The 23,365-nt window shown below is 39.2% G+C and carries 29 protein-coding genes and 3 tRNA genes; 17 read left to right on the forward strand and 15 right to left on the reverse strand.

The genetic code is table 11. The features are described from left to right. Positions 1-27: 27 nt before the first annotated feature. From I7H67_RS10825 to I7H67_RS10840, 4 genes are all read left to right on the forward strand, one after another. On the forward strand, positions 28-579 hold the full coding sequence (locus I7H67_RS10825) for a DNA-binding protein (RefSeq protein WP_077168898.1): 552 nt from the start codon (positions 28-30) through the stop codon (positions 577-579). Between the two features lie 124 nt (positions 580-703). Next, the gene (locus I7H67_RS10830; RefSeq protein WP_171262329.1) at positions 704-877 is read left to right on the forward strand and encodes a hypothetical protein; all 174 of its coding nucleotides are present in this window, start codon (positions 704-706) and stop codon (positions 875-877) included. 77 nt (positions 878-954) lie between these two features. Beyond that, positions 955-1,833, forward strand: a complete 879-nt coding sequence (locus I7H67_RS10835; RefSeq protein WP_077168899.1) for a DUF4747 family protein — start codon at positions 955-957, stop codon at positions 1,831-1,833. Between the two features lie 74 nt (positions 1,834-1,907). Next, entirely contained in the window at positions 1,908-2,573 is a 666-nt protein-coding gene (locus I7H67_RS10840; protein ID WP_198307840.1) for a hypothetical protein, read from the forward strand. Between the two features lie 89 nt (positions 2,574-2,662). On the opposite strand, the gene I7H67_RS10845 is transcribed toward I7H67_RS10840, so the two are convergent. Then, positions 2,663-3,835, reverse strand: a complete 1,173-nt coding sequence (locus tag I7H67_RS10845; RefSeq protein ID WP_198307841.1) for a tyrosine-type recombinase/integrase — start codon at positions 3,833-3,835, stop codon at positions 2,663-2,665. A 183-nt stretch (positions 3,836-4,018) separates the two neighbouring features. Continuing rightward, positions 4,019-4,108 (reverse strand) — tRNA-Ser (locus I7H67_RS10850). 118 nt (positions 4,109-4,226) lie between these two features. Here I7H67_RS10850 and I7H67_RS10855 point away from each other — a divergent pair. Next, the gene (locus tag I7H67_RS10855) at positions 4,227-6,104 is read left to right on the forward strand and encodes a potassium transporter Kup (protein WP_005300825.1); all 1,878 of its coding nucleotides are present in this window, start codon (positions 4,227-4,229) and stop codon (positions 6,102-6,104) included. Positions 6,105-6,158: 54 nt separating this feature from the next. On the opposite strand, the gene I7H67_RS10860 is transcribed toward I7H67_RS10855, so the two are convergent. Next, on the reverse strand, positions 6,159-6,599 hold the full coding sequence (locus I7H67_RS10860; RefSeq protein WP_005300829.1) for a hypothetical protein: 441 nt from the start codon (positions 6,597-6,599) through the stop codon (positions 6,159-6,161). A 255-nt stretch (positions 6,600-6,854) separates the two neighbouring features. Here I7H67_RS10860 and I7H67_RS10865 point away from each other — a divergent pair, with 255 nt between their 5' ends. From I7H67_RS10865 to I7H67_RS10875, 3 genes are all read left to right on the forward strand, one after another. Further along, on the forward strand, positions 6,855-7,934 hold the full coding sequence (locus I7H67_RS10865) for a DNA/RNA non-specific endonuclease (RefSeq protein WP_013196657.1): 1,080 nt from the start codon (positions 6,855-6,857) through the stop codon (positions 7,932-7,934). Between the two features lie 96 nt (positions 7,935-8,030). Beyond that, the gene (locus I7H67_RS10870; protein WP_198307842.1) at positions 8,031-8,630 is read left to right on the forward strand and encodes a LysE family translocator; all 600 of its coding nucleotides are present in this window, start codon (positions 8,031-8,033) and stop codon (positions 8,628-8,630) included. Between the two features lie 45 nt (positions 8,631-8,675). Then, complete coding sequence (locus I7H67_RS10875; protein WP_198307843.1) at positions 8,676-8,918, forward strand: hypothetical protein; 243 nt, start codon at positions 8,676-8,678, stop codon at positions 8,916-8,918. A 221-nt stretch (positions 8,919-9,139) separates the two neighbouring features. Here the strand turns inward: I7H67_RS10875 and aqpZ are convergent, their stop codons facing one another. Together aqpZ and I7H67_RS10885 are read right to left on the reverse strand one after the other, a co-directional pair. Further along, the gene (aqpZ, locus tag I7H67_RS10880) at positions 9,140-9,829 is read right to left on the reverse strand and encodes an aquaporin Z (RefSeq protein WP_005300839.1); all 690 of its coding nucleotides are present in this window, start codon (positions 9,827-9,829) and stop codon (positions 9,140-9,142) included. Positions 9,830-9,961: 132 nt separating this feature from the next. Next, positions 9,962-10,966, reverse strand: a complete 1,005-nt coding sequence (locus I7H67_RS10885) for an AraC family transcriptional regulator (RefSeq protein ID WP_198307844.1) — start codon at positions 10,964-10,966, stop codon at positions 9,962-9,964. Between the two features lie 109 nt (positions 10,967-11,075). Here I7H67_RS10885 and I7H67_RS10890 point away from each other — a divergent pair, with 109 nt between their 5' ends. Continuing rightward, entirely contained in the window at positions 11,076-11,714 is a 639-nt protein-coding gene (locus I7H67_RS10890) for a hypothetical protein (RefSeq protein WP_198307845.1), read from the forward strand. Between the two features lie 39 nt (positions 11,715-11,753). Here I7H67_RS10890 and hisF read toward each other — a convergent pair whose 3' ends face one another. After that, a complete protein-coding gene (gene hisF / locus I7H67_RS10895) occupies positions 11,754-12,512 on the reverse strand; it encodes an imidazole glycerol phosphate synthase subunit HisF (RefSeq protein WP_049837475.1) in 759 nt (252 codons plus the stop codon). A 112-nt stretch (positions 12,513-12,624) separates the two neighbouring features. On the opposite strand from hisF, the gene I7H67_RS10900 reads away from it, so the two are divergent. The 4 genes from I7H67_RS10900 to I7H67_RS10915 are packed head-to-tail and all read left to right on the forward strand — an operon-like array spanning position 12,625 to position 14,955. Next, the gene (locus I7H67_RS10900) at positions 12,625-13,575 is read left to right on the forward strand and encodes a homoserine kinase (RefSeq protein ID WP_198307846.1); all 951 of its coding nucleotides are present in this window, start codon (positions 12,625-12,627) and stop codon (positions 13,573-13,575) included. Positions 13,576-13,587: 12 nt separating this feature from the next. Then, positions 13,588-14,217, forward strand: coding sequence for a DUF1294 domain-containing protein (locus I7H67_RS10905; protein ID WP_198307847.1), 630 nt, complete (start codon positions 13,588-13,590; stop codon positions 14,215-14,217). A 36-nt stretch (positions 14,218-14,253) separates the two neighbouring features. After that, positions 14,254-14,646 carry a DUF4870 family protein gene (locus I7H67_RS10910; protein WP_005300857.1) on the forward strand — a complete coding sequence of 131 codons (393 nt, stop codon included), beginning with the start codon at positions 14,254-14,256 and terminating at the stop codon, positions 14,644-14,646. Between the two features lie 3 nt (positions 14,647-14,649). Beyond that, on the forward strand, positions 14,650-14,955 hold the full coding sequence (locus I7H67_RS10915) for an antibiotic biosynthesis monooxygenase family protein (RefSeq protein WP_198307848.1): 306 nt from the start codon (positions 14,650-14,652) through the stop codon (positions 14,953-14,955). A gap of 32 nt (positions 14,956-14,987) precedes the next feature. On the opposite strand, the gene I7H67_RS10920 is transcribed toward I7H67_RS10915, so the two are convergent. After that, entirely contained in the window at positions 14,988-15,890 is a 903-nt protein-coding gene (locus I7H67_RS10920) for a DMT family transporter (RefSeq protein ID WP_198307849.1), read from the reverse strand. Positions 15,891-15,988: 98 nt separating this feature from the next. On the opposite strand from I7H67_RS10920, the gene I7H67_RS10925 reads away from it, so the two are divergent. After that, complete coding sequence (locus tag I7H67_RS10925; RefSeq protein WP_198307850.1) at positions 15,989-16,540, forward strand: helix-turn-helix domain-containing protein; 552 nt, start codon at positions 15,989-15,991, stop codon at positions 16,538-16,540. A 69-nt stretch (positions 16,541-16,609) separates the two neighbouring features. On the opposite strand, the gene hisA is transcribed toward I7H67_RS10925, so the two are convergent. From hisA to hisB, 5 genes are all read right to left on the reverse strand, one after another. Then, positions 16,610-17,341 (reverse strand): 1-(5-phosphoribosyl)-5-[(5-phosphoribosylamino)methylideneamino]imidazole-4-carboxamide isomerase, encoded by a 732-nt coding sequence (hisA, locus tag I7H67_RS10930; RefSeq protein WP_032049901.1) that lies wholly within the window; start codon positions 17,339-17,341, stop codon positions 16,610-16,612. Between the two features lie 94 nt (positions 17,342-17,435). Further along, on the reverse strand, positions 17,436-18,077 hold the full coding sequence (locus I7H67_RS10935; protein WP_198307851.1) for a 3'-5' exonuclease: 642 nt from the start codon (positions 18,075-18,077) through the stop codon (positions 17,436-17,438). Positions 18,078-18,159: 82 nt separating this feature from the next. Further along, on the reverse strand, positions 18,160-18,708 hold the full coding sequence (locus I7H67_RS10940) for a DUF805 domain-containing protein (RefSeq protein WP_198307852.1): 549 nt from the start codon (positions 18,706-18,708) through the stop codon (positions 18,160-18,162). 148 nt (positions 18,709-18,856) lie between these two features. After that, positions 18,857-19,474, reverse strand: a complete 618-nt coding sequence (hisH, locus tag I7H67_RS10945) for an imidazole glycerol phosphate synthase subunit HisH (protein WP_002116911.1) — start codon at positions 19,472-19,474, stop codon at positions 18,857-18,859. Then, entirely contained in the window at positions 19,474-20,067 is a 594-nt protein-coding gene (hisB, locus tag I7H67_RS10950) for an imidazoleglycerol-phosphate dehydratase HisB (protein ID WP_002116767.1), read from the reverse strand. Before hisB ends, hisH begins: the two co-directional genes overlap by 1 nt. 102 nt (positions 20,068-20,169) lie before the next feature. On the opposite strand from hisB, the gene I7H67_RS10955 reads away from it, so the two are divergent. The 3 genes from I7H67_RS10955 to I7H67_RS10965 all read left to right on the forward strand — a co-directional run bounded on the left by I7H67_RS10955 (position 20,170) and on the right by I7H67_RS10965 (position 20,936). Then, positions 20,170-20,553, forward strand: a complete 384-nt coding sequence (locus tag I7H67_RS10955; RefSeq protein WP_004789887.1) for a GNAT family N-acetyltransferase — start codon at positions 20,170-20,172, stop codon at positions 20,551-20,553. A gap of 105 nt (positions 20,554-20,658) precedes the next feature. Then, positions 20,659-20,734 (forward strand) — tRNA-Phe (locus I7H67_RS10960). Between the two features lie 126 nt (positions 20,735-20,860). After that, positions 20,861-20,936: transfer RNA gene (locus I7H67_RS10965), tRNA-Phe, on the forward strand. Between the two features lie 172 nt (positions 20,937-21,108). Here I7H67_RS10965 and I7H67_RS10970 read toward each other — a convergent pair. The 3 genes from I7H67_RS10970 to I7H67_RS10980 all read right to left on the reverse strand — a co-directional run bounded on the left by I7H67_RS10970 (position 21,109) and on the right by I7H67_RS10980 (position 23,339). Further along, positions 21,109-21,540: a GNAT family acetyltransferase gene (locus tag I7H67_RS10970; RefSeq protein WP_049837467.1), complete on the reverse strand. Its 432-nt coding sequence runs from the start codon at positions 21,538-21,540 to the stop codon at positions 21,109-21,111. 129 nt (positions 21,541-21,669) lie between these two features. Next, positions 21,670-23,184 carry an acetyl-CoA hydrolase/transferase family protein gene (locus tag I7H67_RS10975; protein WP_192834124.1) on the reverse strand — a complete coding sequence of 505 codons (1,515 nt, stop codon included), beginning with the start codon at positions 23,182-23,184 and terminating at the stop codon, positions 21,670-21,672. A 35-nt stretch (positions 23,185-23,219) separates the two neighbouring features. Beyond that, positions 23,220-23,339 carry a hypothetical protein gene (locus tag I7H67_RS10980; RefSeq protein ID WP_144733065.1) on the reverse strand — a complete coding sequence of 40 codons (120 nt, stop codon included), beginning with the start codon at positions 23,337-23,339 and terminating at the stop codon, positions 23,220-23,222. Between the last annotated feature and the right edge of the window lie 26 nt (positions 23,340-23,365).

Raw genomic sequence — 23,365 nt, forward strand, 5'->3', positions numbered from 1 at the left:
TCTGGTTAATTAGGTTAAATTTAACAGATGAATAAATCCAATTTAATTAAACTCAGAGATTTTCTTGAGGAGCCTATAGCTATAGGTAATCAAGAAGGCCGAGAAGTTTACCAAGCCCTGTTGAATGATATTGATAAAAATCCTCAAATATCAATATTTGAAATATCTCTAGCTGGTGTTGAGGCTACGGATGCTTCTTTCCCAAGAGAAAGTATTGTATCTCTAGCGAAAAATTTACGTGGAGAAAAAGCTTTTTATTTAACAAATTTTAAGAATAAGGATTTGATAGATAATTGGCAATACGGTGCAGAGGCTAAAGAGCAACCTTTATTAATTCACCATGAAAGTAAGAAGTTCTGGATTGGTCCAAAGGTTAATTCTGCAACACAGGAATTGTTGGATTTTATCTATGAACAACAGAAAGTTACAACTTCTTTGATTGCTAATCATTTTGATATTTCTATTCCTAATGCAAGTATGAAGCTAAAAAAACTGTTTAATCAAGGCTATATCTTAGGTGAAAAAGAAACAGCATCTTCTGGTGGATATGAGTTTGTTTATAGACCAATAAAAGATTAAATAAATCTGATTAAACTGGTTGACTTAATCAGATTTATTGGGCTATAGTACTCAAAAGGGCGGAACGCCCTTTTTGAAACACTCTGATTAATCAGGTTAACTTAAACAGAAAAGGAGGTTAGCTATGGCTACAAATCCTCCATCAGGTGATGGACATCGTAATGGAATGGTTAAAGGCCGTTCTCAGACTCAAACTCCAAGTGGTCATTGGGTTAAGCGTGACACAGATACGGGGCGTTTTATGGATGTTAAGACATCTGAAAAAACTCCTTTTAAAGGTGTACGTAAAGAAAAGTAAAAATAATCCTTCCCTGATCAATGGCTTTTCGAAGCCATTGATTGTTCCATTAATTTTTTAATTTTGAGACTTTTAAAATGGCGCGTAATCGTACGGTAAACTATGCTGTTGTTGATATTAAATTACTTCGAGAAGGTACAACAGTTGAAACTTATATTGAGCTTTTTGAAGAGCTTCGGAAGAATCCTCGACAGATCCCATTGGAACGTAATAATTATTTAAAATTTCGATTTATAAAGCCATTAAACGAAGATAATCTACTTAATGGTTTTAGTGGAGAAGTTTTTAAAAGTAATGGAATTACGAGCGATTGGTACGATGAAGAAAAAAATGAAAGAAATCGTAATAAGAACGTAGAGGAAAATTATATTCCATCTAATTTAAAAGCTAATCCAAGATTTTTTAAATTTATATTTTTTCCTTTACACCAGAAGCTAGTCTGTGAAGTAAAAGATCCTGAGAATGAAATACAAATTGGATTACTTGAAAAGTTTTTAAAGAAGCTGATTATAACAGACAAAATGCAGGATAAGTTTGGAAGAATTATAGTTAGTACTGTTCCTGAAGTAATTTCAGCAGAAAAAATTATTAATTCTAAAACTCTAAAGCGAATTCATATTTGTATTGAAAAGCCAGAAAATGATGCTTTTTTTGAATTAGATCAAAAGATTATTGCTCATATGGTAGATACGAATACGGACTCTTATATGCAGACTTATATCGCAGGGAAAAATGATTTTTTAAGCTTAAATGATGAAGTTAAAGAGCTTATTCAGTTCGCCACAGAACATGGAATTATTGAATACAAAACTGAAAATCATGAAGGGTTAATTGAGGATAAGAGTACTGCTGAATCGAATCCTTTAATTGTTAGGGTGCAGTATGATCCTGATGTGACAGATCAGCATTATTTAATCCAATCTAAAGCATTAGAAATTGTAACTAGTATTAACTAATCGATCTTAATTGAATAGTGTGAGGAGAAAGTACATCTCACACTTTAAATTTTGTTTAATTCTGGAGATTATCTGTGGATTTAGTCTTAAAATATTTGCCTCTTATTATTTTTATTTATCCAATTTTAACTTGGTTGGATAGTAGAAAGCGTTTTACTCATAATGCAAAATTTTATGCTGATAGAGCACTATCTGTAAAAAGATATGAAGAAGAATGTAGCCGAGAAGGTATAAAGGACCATGAAAAAAGTGCCTTTGCACAAGCTTTGGCTGGTACAGATAAGTTAGGATTTAGAGACATAGATATTATCAAATCAAAATTTCCAGACAGTCTTTTTGTCATGATTAACAACCTGTTAAAAATTAGGAAGAAAATTGCTATTGATACTTTGAATGGTGAAGATGTCTTTGTAGCTAAACAAACTTTGAAGACGTTACAATTAAGACCTATTTGGTATACTATTTTATACTTTTCTTCAATGCCTATTATTATTTCAAATACTTTATTAGTAATGTTATTTAATAACTTAGGTTGGAATTTAATACTGCTTGATGACAATACATTTTTGTTTACACAAGGGGCTTCAGTAATTATTGGAATTGCAGTAGCTGTAGTTGCAGCAATAAAATTTATTAACAATGAAGTGTTAGTTTCTTTGATCAAAGATAAAAAAATAGTAATAAGTAAAGATGAATTTGAAAATAGTTTTACCTCACATTATCTAGAATATGAAATTTAAAAAAAGTATTTAAAATCAATAACTTTTTTAATTTTAACTTTAAAACTGCTGGTGAGTGAAAAAGTTTTATTTTTATAATAATTTATCGACTACGTTTTCTTATCTCTTAAACTGTCAATAAAGTCAGACCATTCTTGCATCATCTTAATTCGATAATCTAAATGTTGGGCATGGTTGTATGCTTGTGATACTCCATTTCCAACTCTATGAGCTAATTGGATTTCAATCGCATCATGCATATAACCCTGCTCATGCAGAGTGGTGGATGCAAGTCCGCGGAATCCATGTCCAGTCATTTTACCGTTGTAGCCCATTGTACGAATTGCACATAAAAGAGCATTGCTACTAATTGGTTTAGCTGTACTGTAATTATAGAAAACATAAGGTTTTATGCCTGTGATTGGTTGTATTTTTTTCAGTATTTCTAAAGTCTGCTTTGATAATGGCACAATATGAGGCATAGCCATCTTCATTTTATGCGCTGGAATCCTCCATAAATGATTTTCATAATCAATCTCATTCCATTCCATCATTCTAAGTTCTGCTGTTCTGACAAAAGTGAGAGTCATCAATTGTAATGCTGATCGAATGATTAGATTTCCATGGTAACGATCCATACGTTCAAGAAAAGCAGGAAATTCGGAAATATCCAGTCGAGCCATATTTTTTACTTTACGTGGTTTAAGAGCTTCACCTAAGTGTGGGGTGGGATCATTCTCTATAATGCCTTTTCGAATCGCAAAGCGAAAAATACGGCCAGCTAAAGGAATAGAGCGTTTTGCCATTTCCAACGCTCCACGCTCTTCAATTCTCTTAGCGCAAGCGAGTACGTCTTTCCCTTTAATTTGATCAATTGGCATATTGCCTAGAGTAGGAAATAGGTCTTTTTCAAATACCGATAAATCACGTAAATAAGTCGTTCCTTTAATGACTGCTTTACGGTCTTGCATCCATTCCATTGCAAGTGCTCTGAAAAGTGTATTTTCATCGATCTGCAATTTTTTTTGTTTCTTCGCTTCGTTTGGATTAATTCCATCTTTTAAGTTTAAGCGTGCTTCATCACGAATTCTTCTTGCTTGGGCAAGTGTGGTGTCAGGATATGAACCAATACTAAAAATATTTTCTTTGCCATTGAAGCGAAATTTCATACGCCAGTGCATACCACCTGATGGCGTGACTTCCAGATACATGCCTTTTTCATCAGAATATTTGGTTTTCTTATCTAATGGTTTGATTTTTCTGACCTGAGCATCTGTAAGCATTATAATGGTTTCCGTAGAAATTTGGGGGTATAAAATATAGGTAATTTATTTATACCCCCAGTTATACCCCCAACTATCTCAGGATTCAATAGGGGGAATTGGAAAACATAAGGCAATAAAAAAAGCTTAAACCCTTTGGGTTTAAGCTTTTAGGACTCTATGAGATATCATAGAAAGTAAACTTGGCGGTGAGAGAGGGATTCGAACCCTCGATACGCGCAAACGTATACACACTTTCCAGGCGTGCTCCTTAAGCCACTCGGACACCTCACCAAGGCGTGCGATAGTAACTAAAAAATCGAGTCCTGCCAAGATTTAAGATGAGCATTACAGAAAAAAAATAATAGAGGTGATAAGATTGCGATAAAAATCATATTGGTTTAATTACACAATGCAAAATACGGCCAAAAAAGCAACCTTGCCTGCCACGGCTTTGGCAGCTCTTGGGGTAGTCTTTGGAGATATTGGAACAAGTCCACTCTACGCCTTAAAAGAGTCCTTCCATGCAGCGCATGGGTTGGGAATTCAGCCTGAAAACGTATTAGGAATTTTATCCATTATTTTTTGGTGCTTAATGCTGATCATCAGCATCAAGTATGTCGCTATTGTCATGCGTGCTGACAACAATGGCGAAGGCGGAATCATGGCCTTACTCGCATTGAACTTGCGTAAAGCCAAAATTGCCGATAACAAAAAAATCTACATGATTGCGATTGGTTTTATTGGCGCATCGCTATTTTTTGGTGATGGCATTATTACCCCTGCGATTTCGGTACTTTCGGCAGTAGAAGGCTTGTCTATTGCAACCGATGTATTTGACCCGTTCATCATGCCAATTGCGATCACCATTATCATCGCGTTATTTTTGGTGCAAAAACATGGCACGGCCTTTGTCGGTAAGTTTTTTGGCCCGATCACGATGGTGTGGTTCTTATCGTTAGGATTATTAGGCCTTCACAGCGTCATTCAGACTCCTGTGGTGTTGGGTATGTTTAGTCCACATTGGGCGATTCAGTTTATCTATCACCACCCCGTAATGACCTTTTTTGTTATGGGTGCTGTCGTTTTAACAGTCACTGGTGGTGAAGCACTGTATGCCGATATGGGACATTTTGGACCAGTTCCAATTCGTCTAGCATGGTTCTTTGTGGTGTTGCCGTGCTTGGTTTTAAACTACGCAGGACAGGGTGCATTACTATTAAGAGATCCAGCGGCGATTCAAAACCCATTCTATTTATTGGTTCCACAGTGGGCACTTTACCCAATGATTATTATGGCGACCATGGCAACCGTGATTGCTTCTCAAGCCGTAATTTCTGGAGTATTTTCACTTGCTCGCCAAGCGATTCAATTGGGTTATTTACCACGTTTAAGCATTAAACATACCTCTGAGTCTGAAGAGGGTCAGATCTATGTTCCTTTCTTAAACTGGTTACTTTTAATCGCAATTATTATCTTAATTTTGATTTTCAAAACCAGTTCAAACTTGGCAAGTGCGTATGGCCTAGCTGTAACTTTAACCATGCTGTGTGACACGATTTTGGTTGCTGTGTTCATCTATTCAGCTTGGAAATGGAGCATGCCAAAAGTGCTGCTCCTGATTATTCCATTCTTTATTTTAGAGTCGGTTTTAGTCGCAGCAACTTCACTTAAAATCTTGTCGGGCGGTTGGGTACCATTATTAATTGGTGCGATTGCAGTGACCATCTTAATGACATGGAAACGTGGTCGTGAGCTTACTTTTGCCAAGCTCGAACACGATACGTTATCGCTAGATTTGTTTGTGAAAAGTATTGGTAATAGTGTGCACTGGGTGCCGGGTGATGCTGTCTTTATGACGGGTACGCCGAACGTTGTGCCGCATGCTATGCTGCATAACATCAAGCACAATAAAGTGCTGCATCAGCGCAATATTTTGGTAACGGTAGTTATTGAAGATGTGCCATTTGTTGCACCAGAAGAACGTATTTCAACAGAAACCTTAGCTGAACATTTCTTCCGTATTAAAATCTTCTACGGCTTTAAAGATGAAATGAATGTACCAAAAGCGCTTATGCAAGCTTATGAGCAGTTAGGTCTTGAATATGACTTGATGCACATCAGCTTCTTTATTTCGCGCGATCGTATTGTTCATTCGGTGGGCGATGGTATGTCTCCATGGAGAGAAAAACTATTTATCTCTATGCAGCGTAACACCAGTCCGGTGAGTGACTTCTACCAAATCCCAACTAACCGTGTGGTTGAGTTAGGTAGCCAAATCGAAATCTAAAAATTTGATGTAAAAAAAACCAAGACAGATGTCTTGGTTTTTTTATGGCTCTGATTACTGAGCTTGCATAGGTGCATCTGCTGGCAAGCCACCATCTTTTGCCATCGGGTCTGCCGACTGAGTTGGATCTGCCGGAGGCGGTGGAGTGTTCGGATCTTGTGGCGCTGGAGGCGCTTGGTTTGGTGCAGGTGGTACTGCATCAGTTGGTGCAGCTGGAGGAGCTAATTCACCGCCTGCTGGAGGTGCTGGTGGAACATCTGCCGGAATAGGAGCACCAGTAGGCGCTGCATTTGTCGGTGCAGCAGAAACTTGCTGTACTTGTCCGCTATTGACTAAATCGCTAATTGAACCAGGTTGGCCATTTACCGTTGTCGTAACTTTCACTTTAGACAAACTTTCTAAAGTATCTCCTGGCTGGACTGCTGGCTCAGCCAAAGCGGCCATACTACATAATCCCGTGATTACGCCAATACCAATAATCTTTGAATGGATCATTAAGTGGACTCCGATTATATTTTTATCCAAATTTGTGGAGCTAACCATGTCATAAGCAATCAGTGTTTTTCAACGAAAGATACGCAATTGGCGTAATTCAATAGCCAAAGCATCTCATAATTCCAACAGATTGTTACGTAAGGGGAATTGGAGTTACAAAAAAGATGACCATGTTTTAACCATTTGAAAGATAAGAGATATACTTAAAAAAGCAGGATTGTTAAGCTGCGTGTGGACAGTGGTATTGATAGAAACATGGCAAGTAAAAAACGTAGTAAAGGTACAAACTCATTCTCTCTAAGTGAGCATTTTGGCAAGATTATTCTTGCTTGTATTGCTGCGGGAAGTTTTGCGATTGCATTTGGTAGTGAAAAGATTTCGCAGTGGTTTTCACCTTTAAGTACTAACTCAACTTGCCTTAATCAGTTCTATCGTGAAGTTCCCCCTGCTTTAAATAAAGATAGCTTAAAAAAAGATAGTTATCCGCTGTGTTTTAATGGCTTTAATGTCTTGTATTCAGGCATTTCTAAAACGCCGTTATGGTCGGCTGAGCATTTAAATGCAGAACGTTTGAGTGTCAAAATTAAGCGTGAAGACAACTTCCATGAAGAAACCCGTATTGATCAAAAGCATCGAGCATTATTAAGTGATTATCGTGGTTCAGGCTATGACCGTGGTCATATGGCACCGAATGGCGATATGCCAAATAAAAGCTCACAGTCTGATAGCTTTTCGTTAAGTAATATGGTGCCGCAAGCGCCTAAAAATAATCAGGAAGTTTGGCGTAAACTTGAAGAAGCTACGCGTGCTATCGCGACTAAGCAAAAACAAGATGTCTATGTAGTTACAGGCCCTGTTTTTGAGGGTAAACGCCTTAAAACGATTGGAAAGGGTGTGATTGTTCCTACCGCAGTTTATAAAGCGGTCTATATGCCAAAAACTGGCGCTATTGGGGCTTACTACGCACCAAACAATAACTCTCTACAAGTGAAAGTGGTGAGTGTTTGCTACCTTGAAGAGCGCTTAGGCGTTAACCTGTTCCCACAGTTAACTGAGCAACAAAAGCGTAATGTCTATCGCTTACCTTTAACAGCGAGTCAAGTTAAGCCAAATCAGAAGCTAGACTATTTACATTGGGATGGTGAGAGCCAATGTGAGCAGGATTTAAATGCCGATCAAATTAAAGCGCTACAAGACCAGTTTAAAAAACAAAAAAGCGGTTCATCAGAACCAATGGAAGCAAAAGTTCCAACGATTGACGAAGAAACACGCCAAGCGATTGTGAAGCAACTGGTCGAAGCATTGGTGAACTATTTCTTGCAAATAATGAAATAAGCAGCTTTTTGATTGTTATTGCAAAAGCGTAAATGTTTAAAATAGAATCCATAGACAGATCTGTCTATGGATTCTATTTTAATAAGGACAATAACAATGTTTGCCTCGATGTTTCTTTTTTCATTTGCAATGTCTATTACCCCCGGTCCAGTGAATACCGTCATTTTATCGACCAGTTTAAATCATGGTTTAAAAAGATCGCTTCCCTATATTTCAGGCGCAACCATTGGTTTTACCTTGCTTTTAATTTTTATGGCATTTGGTCTTCAGAGTTTATTAACTCAGTTTCCTGTTGTATTAAAGATTCTTGCGATTTGTGGAACGCTATTTGTTTGTTATATCGGCATAAAAATTATTCTTTCTGCTGCCAACATTTCTATTTCAAATGCTCCCGTAGACCAAATTATTATTCCCAATTTTAAAGATGGTTTTTTGCTACAGTGGCTTAACCCTAAAGCGTGGTTGGCTTGTGTGTCGGGCATTACCATGTTTACAAGCATTGAGAATCCGCAGTCATTGCCGATCTTTATCGTTATTTATTTCTTCACTTGCTATGTGTGTTTGTTCTTTTGGGGGTTCTGTGGTGATAAATTTTCAGTGGTGCTGAATCAGGGCAACCGTTTGAAATATTTTAATATATTGATGGGAGCATTCTTAATTTTATCGGCTCTTTTAATTTTGATCGATTTTTTTTAAATTGGTCGTATTACACTGTGAAGATATAACAACGAGACAAGACCTATGTTTAAGCCATTTGAAAAGGGTACAGAGTCTTCATCAATTGAAGATTTAACATTAGAAAATGATGTCGATTGCGTCAGCATTTATGGCAACTTGCAAATCACCAAAGACAAAATCGGATTAGAACAAGCGAAGGCTTTACAGAGCTTTTTAAACGAAGTGGTTGCGGCTTTGGAAAAAGAAGAATTGCCTGAGAAAATTGAACGTTCGGCTGAACAAGAAATTAATAATCCGTTTTTGTAATTTATGCATCCTATGTGTGATGTTTAGCATAGTCATGCTGCCATACAGTCTTTAGTACCACGTTAGGTCTTATTGAGTTTGTATAGACATTTCTTACTTTTGAAAGACCAAAAGTAAGCAAAAGTCTTTTGTTGATCAGAGGGTACTTCCGTGTACCCCTGCTCAACAGGTGACATCCATGTCACCCACCGCGATAGCAGATTAAGGCTATATATAAAGAATTAATCCTTCTCCCCAGCAACTACCTTATAAATAATCGCCCCAATCACAGCCCCTAAAATCGGCGCTACCCAGAACAACCACAACTGACTTAAAGCAGCAGTTTCAGCAAAGAATGCAACACCTGTACTACGTGCAGGGTTCACCGAAGTGTTGGTTACTGGAATACTGATTAAGTGAATAAGCGTTAAGCCTAAACCAATCGCAATAGGAGCGAAGCCAGCAGGTGCGCGGCGGTCAGTTGCACCTAAAATAATGATTAAGAAGAAAGCTGTAAGAACGACTTCAATAATGAAAGCTGAACCTAAGCCAAACTTGTTTGGTGATAAATCACCGAAACCATTCGAAGCAAAACCACCAACACCGCTAAAGCCCGCTTGGCCTTGAGCAATAATGTAGAGAACAAATGCAGCAGCAGTCGCACCGACCACTTGAGCAACAATATAGGGAATTAAATCTTTAACATCGAAGCGGCCGCCGACCCAAAGGCCAACACTTACCGCAGGATTAAAATGTCCACCTGAGATATGCCCTAGAGCATAGGCGCCTGTCAGTACGGTTAAACCAAAGGCAAGGGCTACACCTGCAAAGCCAATACCAAGTTCAGGGAAAGCTGCGGCTAATACTGCGCTACCACAACCACCAAAGACTAGCCAAAACGTACCTAGAAATTCAGCAAAATATTTATTCATTCTGATTACTCATTTATTTAATCTATTTTAATTAATGTGAATTGCGTCACATAAATTTGAAGCATGTGACTATATGAAATTTTTGTTTTCAGTGTTGTTTTAATCAAGAAAAGATTTGTAAGTTTTGGTTGGTTATTCTTTGTCTAAAAAATGATCCCTCCATTGCTGTGGTGTTTGATTGGTCCAATGCTTAAAAGCTCTTTGAAAAGCACTTTGTTCCGAGTAACAAAGCAGAAGGGCTATCTCTTGTAAACTTAAATGCGGGTCTTTTAGATACTCGGTTGCGAGCATAAATCGTACTTGCTGAACGCGTTCCTGAAAGGTGGTGTTTTGTTGTTGTAAGTGTCTTTGGAGTTGCCGCACGGACAGACCTAATTGAGCAGCAATATATTCAATTTGATATTGATTCTTTTGCAGTCCAGTCAAAATTGAATGCTGTAAACGCTGATCAAGTTGGGTCGAATTTGGTAATTGTTCTAACAGCGCTTGTGCTTGCTGAACTAATAGCTGCTGTAGGGTGTGGTCGGCACTGCTAAGCGGCTTATGAATTTCCGTAATTGGAATGAGCAACTCTGTACGCGGCTGGCTAAAACGAACGGGACATTGGAAGTATTGTTCATAAACCCTGATATTTTTAGGGGCAGTATTTAAGAAATGTACTTCATGTAAATGCACATCTTCATGAGACATAAAAAGACGTAAAAACTGAATGACCAGTGCAATCGCGATTTCATCAGTAAGCTGGGTAGGGTGTAACTCAGTCGCTTCCCAGCGAATAGAGCCATATCTTCCTTGTAGTTCAACGACTAAAGGGCTACCGTCATAAATCAGACGATGAAAATCATGATAGCGAATTAAAGCTTCCCCTAAGTTATCGCAAGAGAGCGCTAGGTAGGCAATAATCCCTAGATGTTTGGGTTGCACATATTTGGCAATTTCCAGACCTAATCCCGGCTTCGGGTCCAGTTTATAAATCACTTCTAATAGATCACGCCAAACGACGTAGTCAAAGCGTTCCAGATTTTGAATTTGCTCTAATTGTTCAGGAATAGCTAATTCGTTAGCTTCACAGTAAGCCTTTAATAGATGTCCCAGTCCTCCATATACTGAGCCTGTATAATTTTTTAGTTGTGGCATCCTTAACCACCTCTTTCTTGTCGTGATTTGTCAATGAAACCATAAATTCTGGTCAATATCTAGCATAACGAATTTTATATTCTGAATAAAAAGAAAAAGGAGTTAGGTGATGTTAAAAGGGTTCATTGCAGGAATTGCGGTTGCAAATGCATTTGAATGGGTGGCGCATAAATATATATTGCATGGTGTACACCGTGCCGGAAAACCGCGCTATAGCCCCGTACCAAAAAGCATGGAGTCTCATTGGGCACATCATCGTGAAGTCCGTAAACAGCAATTTCATGATGATTGCTATGTGGAAGGTGTTGGTAACTGGCGAACTAAAAATGAGTTAATTTCGCTTGCTGTGGTGGCAACTGTTTCAAGCGCAATTTTTTACCCGTTTTCAAAAGGTATGGCTCTCGCAGCTTGGTACAGTGCTGGTAATTATTATTATATTCATCGCCGTGCGCATTTAGAGCCCGACTGGGCAAAGCGTAAAATTCCGTGGCATTACGATCACCACATGAACTCTAATCAAGACGCCAATTGGTGTGTGACCAAACCTTGGTTTGATTATGTAATGGGAACACGGGTTGTTTCTTCGGCAGATTTAAAAGAGCAAAACCCTTTGGGGATACGGTTACCTACTACGCTTGCTAGATCGCTGTCTCAAGCTGTAGAAAAAATCTTTCCTGCAAAATGGGTCGAGAAAAAAGAAAAGCCTGAGCTTACTAGTGTGGTGAATGCTGTAGATGGCGCTGCATAAAAATAAAGGGGCATATCGCCCCTTTAAATATCAATAAACTTACAAGCGCATTTCGATGCCTTGATCAGCTAAATATTGTTTAGCTTCTGGAATCGTATATTGGCCAAAGTGGAAAATACTTGCTGCCAATACTGCGTCTGCACCACCTTGTAAAATACCGTCTGCAAGATGTTGTAAGTTGCCAACACCACCCGAAGCAATGGTTGGAATGGTAACGCGGTCATTAATGGCACGCATTAAAGCAATGTCGTAACCTGCTTTAGTACCATCGGCGTCCATACTGGTAATCAGTAACTCACCCGCACCGTAGTCAGCCATTTGTACAGCCCATTCAATGGCATCAATACCCGTTGGTTTACGGCCACCGTGAGTAAAGATTTCCCATTTGTTGTCGCCAGTTTTTTTGGCATCAATTGCAACCACAATACATTGCGCGCCAAAGTGCTGTGAAGCTTCTTGAACAAATTCTGGGTTAAATACGGCAGCTGAGTTAATACTCACTTTATCTGCACCTGCATTTAATAACGCACGAATATCTTCAACCTTACGTACACCACCACCGACAGTTAATGGCACAAATACAGTCTCGGCCATACGTTCAACAGTACGGTAAGTGGTATCGCGTCCATGATGTGTAGCGGTAATGTCTAAGAAAGTAATTTCGTCTGCACCTTGTTCGTTATAGCGACGTGCCACTTCTACAGGGTCGCCAGCATCACGAATATCGAGGAATTGAACGCCTTTAACTACGCGTCCGTTATCAACGTCTAGGCAAGGAATAATACGTTTAGCAAGCATAGCTTTTTCCAAAAATAATCGCCGTTGGTGAAAGTTCCTACACAGGCGCTACACCTTCATGGAGGGAAGAGGTATTCTATCAAACTTCACAGATGTTTTTTGCAGGTTTTCCATGTCGGTTTATACTCCGTTGAGTTTAGATGAAGTTCGCACCTTTGCTGCACCTTATGGATTAGAGGTGTTGGAGCTGAACCCAATTCAGGGAGGTATTCAAAACACCAATTATTTTTTGGTTGATGTAAACCGCAAACAATATGTACTAACAGTGTTTGAAGAGTTAGATGCACAAGGGGCAGGTGAACTTATTCCTGTACTTGAACAATTGGGGACTCATGATGTACCCGTTGCAGTGCCGTTAAAACATAGCGGACAAGCGGTTCATGTGATTGCAGAAAAGCCTGCACAGATTGCACCACGTCTCATGGGCCACCATCCCATGCAAACGACAGTAGCGCAAGTTGCCGCAATTGCAGACGCACAGGCGAAGCTACATGTGGCTTTACAAGATTTTCCGCTTGAGCGTGAGTATCGACGTGATCATCAATACTGGACAGGTGTTGCAGAACAGCTTAAGCCAAATATGACACAAGAAGACCAAACGTTACTTGAGCAGGTCTATCAAGCTTTTAATGCTAAAACAGCGCAGTATTCAAACCGACCAACAGGTTTTATTCACTCAGATTTGTTCCGTGACAATACTTTGTTTGAAGGTGAGCAATTACAAGGTATTTTAGATTTTTATGAATTAAATCAAGATGAGTTGCTATTTGATATTGCGATTACCATCAATGATTTTTGTACCGAATATCCAGCAGCACATTTAAACTCAGACAAAGTGGCAGCTTACTTAGCGGCATACCAAAAGGTTCGTGTGCTTACTTCAGATGAACTTGAGTGTTTAGATGTATTCTTAGCAATGGCAGCATGCCGCTTTTGGTCAATGCGTTTGCAAGTTGCTCAAAAAAATAAAGAAGAAGGACGTACCGGCGATGACATTTTGCAAAAAGACCCGCAGGAAATGCGAGCAATGATGCAAGACCGTTTAAGTCATGTAAAAGCATAAAAGGGAATAAAGATGCGAGATCAGGGGCGATTAGTCGAATGGTTCGACGAAAAAGGTTATGGCTTTATTCAGCCAGATGATGCTGAAAAAGAACGAGTCTTTTTGTATATTAAAGATTTTGCACGCCCCGGTCCTCGGCCAATTATTGGCTGTGCACTGGAATATCTGATTATTCTCGATGAGCAGGGGCGCTTTCGTGCCCAGCAGGTCACTTATTTAAAAGCATCTCAAACTCGTAAAACATCAAAACCAGTAAAAACACAATCTTCTTTTCAAGCCAGTCCATGGTCTGCAATGCAAATGGGGATCGTGTTTTATTTCGTTTTAATGGGAATTATGAGTTTTATCCATATTTTACCAGCCTATACCTTGTTGTTTGTTTTAATGATGAATGCCTTAAGTTATTGGCTTTATTCACAAGATAAAGAGGCTGCACAACTAGGCAATCGTCGTGTGCCTGAACAAACATTGCACATTGTTAGCTTTTTAGGAGGTTGGCCTGCTGCATGGTGGGCACAACAAAAACTGAGACATAAAACACAAAAACAACCATTCCGTAAGATTTATTTTTGTACCATATTCCTTCATTTACTTTTGATTTTGTGGCTAATTTCTCCCTTAAATGTGTTGCGGGGCTCATAAAAGTAAATTGTTTTATTAAACTTGAGAGGTATAAAAATGAATAGTTCTATCGACCAAGATCCAAATCGTACTTTAACGCTTATTTTATATGTACTTTATATTGTCGCTATTTTTACAGGCGGCTTACTTGCGGTTATTGCTTTAATTATTAACTATGTAAAACGTTCTGATGTGCAAGGTTCAATTTTTGCGAGCCACTTTACATGGCAAATCCGAACATTCTGGTGGTATCTCGCTTGGAATATTATTGCCTTTCTACCGTTTATTTTCTTGTTCTTTACAGGTGAAAATACTGACCTGTTTGCAGGCGTTGCAATCTCATCGACCGTATTTTGTGTGGGTGTAATTGGTGCTGCGTGGATCTGGATTGTATATCGTGCAATTCGCGGCTTGATTGCGCTAAATGATAACCGTCCGATGTATCAATAAATCATGATTATTGAACATGTACATTTGAATATAAAGTCTGGGCAAAGTGAAGCATTTCTTGAAGCTTTCGAGCAAGCTAAACATATTGTTTATCCAATGGAGGGCTTCAATGCTGTTCAACTCATTAGACATGCAACTGACCCACATCATTATATTTTAATGATCTTTTGGGATGAGATTGAAAATCATACAGAAGGGTTTAGAAAGTCTGAGGCTTATCAGGAATGGAAAGCATTGCTCCATCCCTTTTATGATCCAATGCCAACGGTTGAGTACTATCAGCCTTGTATTTCATTGAAGAAAAAATAATAGATAAAAAAGAGAGCATTAAGCTCTCTTTTTTATTCTCGAATTCTTCTAGTTTTTTTAATGGGTAACTTAAGTTTTAACTCACTCACTAAAACACCTAATACCACTAAAGCACCACCCAAAAGAGCAATAATTGGTAAACGCTCACCCGCAATTCGACCAATAATTCCTGCCCAAACAGGTTCTCCTGCATAGATAATTGCAGCACGGGAAGGATCAACCATACGTTGAGCCCAGTTCATCACAAATTGAATAAGTGCACTGGCTAAACCTAATGCAACAGCAAGGAGTACAAGTGGCCATGAAAATGCAGGAATTGCATGTTCCCTCACCGCAGGCATAATGGCAAAGGAAACCAGAGAGGCTACGCCGAGTTGAATGACGGTGACGCGACGTAAATTTACTTTTCCAGCAAAGTAACTAATAAAAATAATTTCTAAAGCAATCGCAAGTGATCCGAGTACTGTTACAAGCTGTCCAAAATTTAGAGAGATTTGTTCGAAACCATTACCTGTCAATAAAATAAGGCCAGCAAAAGCAAGGACTGCTCCCACCCAAGTCATAATGTGTGGAACTTTTCTAAAGATGAGCCACATTAGAATAGGTACAAGCGGAACATAGAGTGCTGTTAAAAAAGCCGACTCACTACTTGGAATGGTTTGAAGACCAATCGTCTGTGTGCCATAACCTGCTGCAATTACAAGACCAATCGTGCTGCCAGCACCTAGATCTTTTAAAGTAACGCCTTTCATACTCTTGAAAGAAATAAGCAGCAAGGTAAGCGCCGCGACAGCAAAGCGGCAGCCCACAAAAAACATAGGCGATGAAAAATTCAGTGCATATTGCACGGTAAGGAATGTTCCACCCCAAATGATCGTAATCAAAACGAGTGCTAACTGAGGGGCTTTGCTTGAACTCAAAGAAATTGGTGACATATTCAAATTAGAAAGAATTGTGCAATATACTGCACATATTGCGCTATTCTTCTATTTTGTGCAATATATTGCTCACATTTTATTTGCTGCGTTAATTTATGAGCCAGTCCAGTACCGTTTTACAGCATGTCGGCACAAATATTCGTTCCTTAAGAGATGAACGAGATTTAAGCCAACAGGACTTGGCCGATCAGGCAGGGGTGAGCAGACGGACAATCGCAGCTTTGGAAACAGGGCAAGTCAATATTAGCTTAGCTAAACTCGATGCAATTGCGGCAGTGTTGGGCGTCGATTTTAGAACGATTGTGAGTGCACCTGAGCACAAAGAACAAGCTTTGGTCAATGCACTGGCTTGGCAAGGTGAAAAAGAAGAAAGCAGAGCGACTTTTTTGGCTTCAGTTCCATCGCGTTCGCAAGTTGAGCTTTGGATATGGTCGTTAGCAATAGGGGAGTCTTATGTTGCCGAAGCAGACCCAGAAGGATGGCAAGAGCTTATTTACGTATTAGAAGGTGAGTTGACCATACAATTTGCAGATAGCTCAAAAACTATCGTTGCTGGTTCTTCATTTATATATGCCAGTTCAGTGACTTACACCTATATCAATAGTGGCAACCAAGTACTTAAATTTATTCGTAATGTGGTGTATTGATTAGGAATGTATTTGTCATATCAGTAATAAAAAAGAGCCTAAACAGGCTCTTTTTTTACATCTTAAAAATTAAAGACGGTTTTCATCTAACAGAAGCTGAGCTTCACGAAGGTTTAGAGTGCCTTCATAAATTGCACGACCTGTGATTGCACCTAAAATGCCTGGTTTGCCTTTTAAGTTACGAACGTCATCAAGGTTAGTTACGCCACCTGAAGCAATCACTGGTAAGCCTGAGTATTCAGCCAAGTTTACAGTCTGCTCAACGTTTACACCTTGCATCATGCCATCACGCGCAATGTCTGTATAAACAATGCTAGACACGCCTGCATCTGCAAAACGTTTTGCTAAATCAGTTGCTTTAACGTCAGTAACGTTTGCCCAGCCGTCAGTTGCAACCATACCATTCATGGCATCAATACCAACAATGATGTGGCCAGCAAAGCGCTTACAAGCTTCTTCTACAAATTCAGGCTCTTGAACTGCTTTAGTACCAATAATGACAAAAGTCACACCAGCTTCTAAGTAGTGTTCGATAGTCTCTAGTGAGCGAATACCACCACCAATTTGAATTGGTAATTCTGGCTGAGCTTTAGCAATTGCTTCAACAACAGGCTTATGAATTGGGGTACCTGCGAAAGCGCCATTCAAATCAACCAAATGCAAACGACGTGCGCCTTCATTTACCCAATGCTGGGCAGTTGCAACTGGATCGTCAGAGAAAACGGTATCGTCTTCCATACGCCCTTGTTTTAAACGCACACATTTACCATCTTTCAGGTCAATTGCTGGAATGATTAGCATGCTTCCGCTCCTTGCTTCATCATGATTATGAAATTGTGCACATCTTAGCAAAGTATTGATCAATCGCTAAGCCTTAGAAAAGACTTTTATAACTTTACGCTTGAAGTGCGGTTTGAATCGTTTGTGAAATGTGAGCTGGTAATAGTTCTTGCTTTCTTAGCTCTTCAAATACCAATAATGCAGCATACGCATCGGCGGCAGCGTAGCTTATTTGTTGTGATGTAAGTGGCTTTCGTGCCCAATTTGAAGTTCCAACTTTTTTCGACTTTGCAAGATATTGTCCAAATAGTAGTGCAATCGCTTTTTGTACTCCCATTTGCTGGGTAAAACCAAAGTGACTAAAGCCTTTGGCTAGGTCGACACAACTTTCCAGCTCAATGCCTTTTTTATGAAAAATGTGTTTGTCATTTTTAAGGCCAAAGCCAACTTTAATTTGCTGAGAGTTAGACAAAATGGGCTGTAAAAATTTTAAAGTTGATGAATTTACATGAAATAAATAGGCTTTTTTTGCTGTGGCCAGCTGAATCAAATGTGGACCTGTTGACACTTCACCCACTCGAAAAGTCGGTTTAGATTCAGAATCAAATCCCAAAACTACAGCGTTTTTTAATTCTTCTTCAATAGTTTTGCATTGCTCAATATTTTCAATCAAGACAATATTTTGATAGTTAAGATTTTCAAAAGGAGGAAGTTGCTGAATAGAGGCTTTATCAAGGAAGGGAGAGGCTTCGGACATATTTAACAGCATACAAATGAATTGAGCTATTAGCTTTATATATAAAGCCTAGAGAACTAGGCTTTATGAATGTCTTTAAAAATTATTGAGACTGAGAAGGGGTACCAATGACCACACTTTCACTTTTTTCAACATAACCTTCATAGGTGGGAGCCATGATTGTGGCAACAATAGCAAAAACAAAAGCAAGCGGAATCAGGATAATATAAATCCAGCCTAAAATGCGTTCCCAACCAGGGGTAGGGCGTTGTGGGCCGTAATCATTATTGCCTTCTGTACCTTTTGCCGCAAAGAGATAAATCATGAAAATGAGGTTTACGACAGGGATAAGCATCAGCAATGATAACCATCCTGTATTATTGCGGTCATGTAAACGACGAATTGTAAATACAAAGCTTACATAGAGGCAAACAATATAAAGAATGGCGATAACAATCATGCCTGCTGTAGAAAGGCCAGTTAGATCCTGACTAGATGTAAATCCAAAAGTGAATGCGATGGCAACAACAATGATGCCGATGACGAGTGAAAATAAGAATGTCCAAGCAGCATAAGAGAGTCGTCCAAAACGACCATTAGCTTTAAAGGGGGAATCTTGTTGAAGTGGCTGATTTTCGAAAGGTGAATTCATTTTGTTTTCCTGATCATTTGATTTTATTTAATAGTATAAATATTCAATATTTTGTTGAATAAAACATCATTCTATAAATGATTAGTTATTATTGTAAATAAAAAAAGATCAGGCCATCTAGACCTGATCTTTTCAGTTTTAAATCAGATTAAATATTCCATTCCACAAAGTTTTTAAGTAACTGCAAACCAGCAGTATGACTTTTCTCTGGGTGGAATTGGGTCGCGAATAAATTATCTTTGTGAATTGCTGTGCAGAAGTTCACACCATACTCACAAGTCGCAGCCACAACGCTTTCATCTTTTGGTTCGACATAGTAACTATGTACAAAGTAGAAGCGAGCATCTTGTTCGATGTTATTCCACATTGGATGGCTTGGGTCCATTTGGTGAACTTGGTTCCAGCCCATGTGTGGTACTTTTAAACCTTCCATTTGAGGGAAGTGCTTTACTACGCCGTCAAAAATACCGAGTGCGTCTACGCCGCCATTTTCTTCAGAACTTTGTAGTAATGCTTGCATGCCTACACAAATCGCAAGAACTGGCTTATTAAAAGCAGCTTTACGTACGACTTCATCAATACCTGCTTCACGCATGCCTTGCATACAGTCACGCATTGCACCAACGCCCGGAAAAACAATTTTATCGGCTTGTGCAATTAATTTTGGATCATTGGTCACATCGACTGTAGCGCCCACATGCTCAAGTGCTTTAGCTGCTGAGTGTAGATTGCCCATGCCATAATCAAGTAACGCGATACGTGTCATTAGAGGCTACCTTTTGTCGATGCAATCGTGTTTTCTGCACGTGGATCAACTTCACATGCCATACGTAAAGCACGAGCTAGCGCTTTGAACACACTTTCAATTTGATGGTGACTATTTTTACCTTTCAAATTATCAATGTGTAAGGTCATAAGCGCATGGTTTACGAAACCTTGGAAAAACTCAGAAAATAAATCGACATCAAAGGTACCGATGCGTGCACGGGTAAATGGGATATCCATGAATAAACCTGGACGACCAGATAAATCTACAACAACGCGAGATAAAGCTTCGTCTAATGGTGCATAAAAATGACCATAGCGTTTTAAACCTTTTTTATCGCCTAAAGCTTGTGCAAAAGCTTGTCCAAGCGTGATTCCACAGTCTTCTACGGTGTGGTGATCATCAATCTCGAGGTCTCCGTCACAATGAATATCGATATCAAATAAGCCATGTCGCTTGATTTGATCAATCATATGGTCTAAAAATGGAACTCCAGTGTTTAGTGTGCCTTGACCAGTACCGTCGAGATTTAATCGAACTCGAATTTTGGTTTCATTGGTATTTCTAACCACTTCACTGATACGTTGCGTCATGGACACGTTCCTCAAAAAACGTCAAAAATGATTGGATGTTAACGACAATTTCGCTGTGACGAATTCGTGACAGCATCATAGTTTGCTCAGGAGGGTTAATCAATGCCTATTACCGTACATGCTTATAGTTCTCTAGATAATTCAGAGATCCGCGATCAGCTTGAGCGTTTGTATGATACAAGTCCGGAGTTTGGTGACGGGCACGATGCGATTGAACAACTTGAACAAGATTTACAACAGTATACCACGCTATACACTGCTGAATTTAACACCAAAATTATAGGTGCAATCTGGTCTTCAGGACAAGGTGAAAGCAAGGTCCTTGAATATATTGTTGTTCACCCTGCTAACCGTGGTCGTGGGGTAGCTGAGCGCTTGGTTGAAGAAGCTTGTCGTATAGAAGAGTCAAAAGGCGTTAAAATTTTTGAGCCGGGCTGCGGCGCAATTCATCGTTGTTTGGCTCACATTGGTAAATTACATCATTAACAGCCTAGTCAGTATGTGATGGTGATTTAAAAATAATCACTTGTTACAAAAAATACGGAAGTTGCTTGACGTGGTCATATAAACATTGTTTAATACGCCCACTTCGGCGTGATAGCTCAGTAGGTAGAGCAACGGATTGAAAATCCGTGTGTCCCCAGTTCGATCCTGGGTCTCGCCACCATTATTTGTGTTTTCAATCCCTGATCCCATCAGGGATTTTTTTTAAGTATAAAAAATACTCAGTTAAATCAAAAACTCAGGATAATTGTTGACTATTGTTCTGAGATACGGCTTAATACAGGCCAACGGCGTGATAGCTCAGTAGGTAGAGCAACGGATTGAAAATCCGTGTGTCCCCAGTTCGATCCTGGGTCTCGCCACCATATTCGAAAAAGCCTCATACATAACGTATGAGGCTTTTTTCATGCTTGTGATTTTATCTGAACTATTATTTGTTTGGTTGTGGGTAAAATGAGATTTATCCACAAGCACACTTACTTATCCCCAAACTCAGTTTGTTCTCTGTGTTATGCCAAAATAATAATAAATAAGGCTCTAATCATGTGAAGTATCGTTAATTAGACGTTTTCCTAAACATACCGCTTCTACTTCGTCATAGCCGAGTTGTTCATAAAAATTCAGTACATTCAAATTATCTTTACGTACCAATAATTGAAGTTTTGGGCAGCCTCTAGCAATCAGTCGTTTTTCAAGCTGCTGAACAAGGGCTGTAGCTATGCCTAAGCGTTGTTGGTGGGGGTGAACAGCCAAATAATTAATCCAGCCTCTATGGCCGTCATAGCCGCCCATAAGCGTGCCAATCAGTTGCTCATCTTTAATCGCAACTAAAAACAAATCATCTTGTTGTGAGACTTTTCTAAAAATATCGGTTTCAGGATTATTCCAAGGTCGAGTCAGACCGCAGCTTTCCCATAAAATGACGACATCTTCCAGATCCGCATTTGTAAATTGACGAATGATAAACATATGGATTTCTACTTTTTGTTTTGATGTGCTCAAAAGATAAAATAAAAACTCGGGCTTGAGCAGTGTTTATTAATAATTTACACAAATAAAAAAGCACCCCCTTAGGAGTGCTTTAATTCAATTAGTGATTTAAGCTGATTTTGCAACTGGTGCTGCTTGAAGCATTTGACCAGTTTCTTCGAAGTTTGCATGCCAAGACAGTGCTTCACGAAGTAAATGAGGAGTATGTCCACCTTTAGCACATGCACGATCAAAGTAATCATTTAATGCATCACGATAAAGTGGATGTACACAATTGTCGATAACAGCGCGAGCGCGTTCACGAGGCGCTAGACCGCGTAAGTCTGCTAAACCTTGTTCTGTCACTAAGATATCAACATCATGTTCACTGTGGTCAACATGGCTCACCATTGGCACGATAGAAGAGATATCGCCGCCTTTAGCAATTGATTTGGTCACAAAAATTGCCAAGTGAGCATTACGAGCGAAGTCACCAGAACCGCCAATACCATTCATCATTTTAGTGCCACATACGTGAGTCGAGTTCACGTTGCCGTAAATATCGAACTCAAGCGCAGTGTTAATGCCGATAATACCTAAACGGCGAACCAGTTCAGGGTGGTTAGAAATTTCTTGTGGACGAAGTACTAATTTGTCTTTGTAAGCTTCGATATTGCCAAAAACTTTCTCCCCACATTTTGCAGAAAGCGTAATTGAGCTACCAGAAGCAAATTTCATTTTGCCTGCATCAATTAATTCAAAAGTACAGTCTTGTAATACTTCTGAGTACATGATGAGGTCTTCAAAGTCAGAATCTTTTAAACCTGTTAATACAGCATTCGCAATGGAACCGATACCCGCTTGTAATGGGCCAAGGCTCTTTGGTAAGCGACCTTCAGCAACTTCTTTATTAAAGAAAGCAATAAGGTGGTTTGCAATACCTTGAGTTTCATCATCTGGCGGAGTTACCGTTGATGGTGAATCGTGAGTATCGTTAAATACAATACCGACAATCTTTGCAGGATCGATTTGGATTGCTGTTGTACCAATACGCTCATCCACTTTTGTTAATGGAATTGGAGTACGTGTTGGACGATAAGTCGGAATATAGATGTCGTGTAAACCTTCAAAGCTTTCGCTTAAAGATGTGTTGATTTCAACAATAACTTTCTCGGCAAAAATAGCAAAACTTGCAGAGTTACCTACAGAAGTTGTTGGGATAATGCCACCATCTTCAGTAATTGCAATTGCTTCAATTACCGCAACATCAGGGCGTTTAAGTTGTTGGTTACGCATTTGTTCAACAGTTTCAGACAAATGTTGATCAATAAACATAACTTCGCCATTGTTAATGGCACGACGTAAAGTGTTGTCCACTTGGAATGGCATACGACGAGATAAAACACCTGCTTCCGTGAGTTGTTTGTCTAAGTCATTACCTAAGCTGGCACCCGTAATTAACGTGATTTTTAACGGATTTTTCTTTGCAAGTTCTACAAGTGCTTGTGGAACAGCTTTAGCTTCACCAGCACGAGTAAAACCACTCATACCTACAGTCATTCCATCTTCGATGAATTGCGCAGCTTGTTCAGCACTGATGACCTTGTCATGAAGAGAAGCTAGGCGAATACGACTTAAAGACATTGGACATCCTCAGAATTGTCAAAACATACGGGATTTTAGCTATGAAAAATTGAAAAGTGCATAGGTGTTAGGCTAAGGTCTAATTTTGTAAATAAATGGTGGTATAAATTATATTTATGGTTTTTATTTAATTGATTTTTATCGCTTTTATTTATCTTTAAAATGAGGCTTTTAATAACCA

This window comes from Acinetobacter sp. ACIN00229 (assembly GCF_016106645.1).
Lineage (GTDB): Bacteria > Pseudomonadota > Gammaproteobacteria > Pseudomonadales > Moraxellaceae > Acinetobacter > Acinetobacter oleivorans.

Excerpts from the sequence above, each read along its gene's own strand:
- I7H67_RS10825 (WP_077168898.1), top strand. The coding sequence starts at position 28 with ATGAATAAATCCAATTTAATTAAACTCAGAGATTTTCTTGAGGAGCCT.
- I7H67_RS10830 (WP_171262329.1), top strand. The coding sequence starts at position 704 with ATGGCTACAAATCCTCCATCAGGTGATGGACATCGTAATGGAATGGTT.
- I7H67_RS10835 (WP_077168899.1), top strand. The coding sequence starts at position 955 with ATGGCGCGTAATCGTACGGTAAACTATGCTGTTGTTGATATTAAATTA.
- I7H67_RS10845 (WP_198307841.1), bottom strand. The coding sequence starts at position 3,835 with ATGCTTACAGATGCTCAGGTCAGAAAAATCAAACCATTAGATAAGAAA.
- I7H67_RS10855 (WP_005300825.1), top strand. The coding sequence starts at position 4,227 with ATGCAAAATACGGCCAAAAAAGCAACCTTGCCTGCCACGGCTTTGGCA.
- I7H67_RS10860 (WP_005300829.1), bottom strand. The coding sequence starts at position 6,599 with ATGATCCATTCAAAGATTATTGGTATTGGCGTAATCACGGGATTATGT.
- I7H67_RS10865 (WP_013196657.1), top strand. The coding sequence starts at position 6,855 with ATGGCAAGTAAAAAACGTAGTAAAGGTACAAACTCATTCTCTCTAAGT.
- I7H67_RS10870 (WP_198307842.1), top strand. The coding sequence starts at position 8,031 with ATGTTTGCCTCGATGTTTCTTTTTTCATTTGCAATGTCTATTACCCCC.
- I7H67_RS10875 (WP_198307843.1), top strand. The coding sequence starts at position 8,676 with ATGTTTAAGCCATTTGAAAAGGGTACAGAGTCTTCATCAATTGAAGAT.
- aqpZ (WP_005300839.1), bottom strand. The coding sequence starts at position 9,829 with ATGAATAAATATTTTGCTGAATTTCTAGGTACGTTTTGGCTAGTCTTT.
- I7H67_RS10885 (WP_198307844.1), bottom strand. The coding sequence starts at position 10,966 with ATGCCACAACTAAAAAATTATACAGGCTCAGTATATGGAGGACTGGGA.
- I7H67_RS10890 (WP_198307845.1), top strand. The coding sequence starts at position 11,076 with ATGTTAAAAGGGTTCATTGCAGGAATTGCGGTTGCAAATGCATTTGAA.
- hisF (WP_049837475.1), bottom strand. The coding sequence starts at position 12,512 with ATGCTTGCTAAACGTATTATTCCTTGCCTAGACGTTGATAACGGACGC.
- I7H67_RS10900 (WP_198307846.1), top strand. The coding sequence starts at position 12,625 with ATGTCGGTTTATACTCCGTTGAGTTTAGATGAAGTTCGCACCTTTGCT.
- I7H67_RS10905 (WP_198307847.1), top strand. The coding sequence starts at position 13,588 with ATGCGAGATCAGGGGCGATTAGTCGAATGGTTCGACGAAAAAGGTTAT.
- I7H67_RS10910 (WP_005300857.1), top strand. The coding sequence starts at position 14,254 with ATGAATAGTTCTATCGACCAAGATCCAAATCGTACTTTAACGCTTATT.
- I7H67_RS10915 (WP_198307848.1), top strand. The coding sequence starts at position 14,650 with ATGATTATTGAACATGTACATTTGAATATAAAGTCTGGGCAAAGTGAA.
- I7H67_RS10920 (WP_198307849.1), bottom strand. The coding sequence starts at position 15,890 with ATGTCACCAATTTCTTTGAGTTCAAGCAAAGCCCCTCAGTTAGCACTC.
- I7H67_RS10925 (WP_198307850.1), top strand. The coding sequence starts at position 15,989 with ATGAGCCAGTCCAGTACCGTTTTACAGCATGTCGGCACAAATATTCGT.
- hisA (WP_032049901.1), bottom strand. The coding sequence starts at position 17,341 with ATGCTAATCATTCCAGCAATTGACCTGAAAGATGGTAAATGTGTGCGT.
- I7H67_RS10935 (WP_198307851.1), bottom strand. The coding sequence starts at position 18,077 with ATGTCCGAAGCCTCTCCCTTCCTTGATAAAGCCTCTATTCAGCAACTT.
- I7H67_RS10940 (WP_198307852.1), bottom strand. The coding sequence starts at position 18,708 with ATGAATTCACCTTTCGAAAATCAGCCACTTCAACAAGATTCCCCCTTT.
- hisH (WP_002116911.1), bottom strand. The coding sequence starts at position 19,474 with ATGACACGTATCGCGTTACTTGATTATGGCATGGGCAATCTACACTCA.
- hisB (WP_002116767.1), bottom strand. The coding sequence starts at position 20,067 with ATGACGCAACGTATCAGTGAAGTGGTTAGAAATACCAATGAAACCAAA.
- I7H67_RS10955 (WP_004789887.1), top strand. The coding sequence starts at position 20,170 with ATGCCTATTACCGTACATGCTTATAGTTCTCTAGATAATTCAGAGATC.
- I7H67_RS10970 (WP_049837467.1), bottom strand. The coding sequence starts at position 21,540 with ATGTTTATCATTCGTCAATTTACAAATGCGGATCTGGAAGATGTCGTC.
- I7H67_RS10975 (WP_192834124.1), bottom strand. The coding sequence starts at position 23,184 with ATGTCTTTAAGTCGTATTCGCCTAGCTTCTCTTCATGACAAGGTCATC.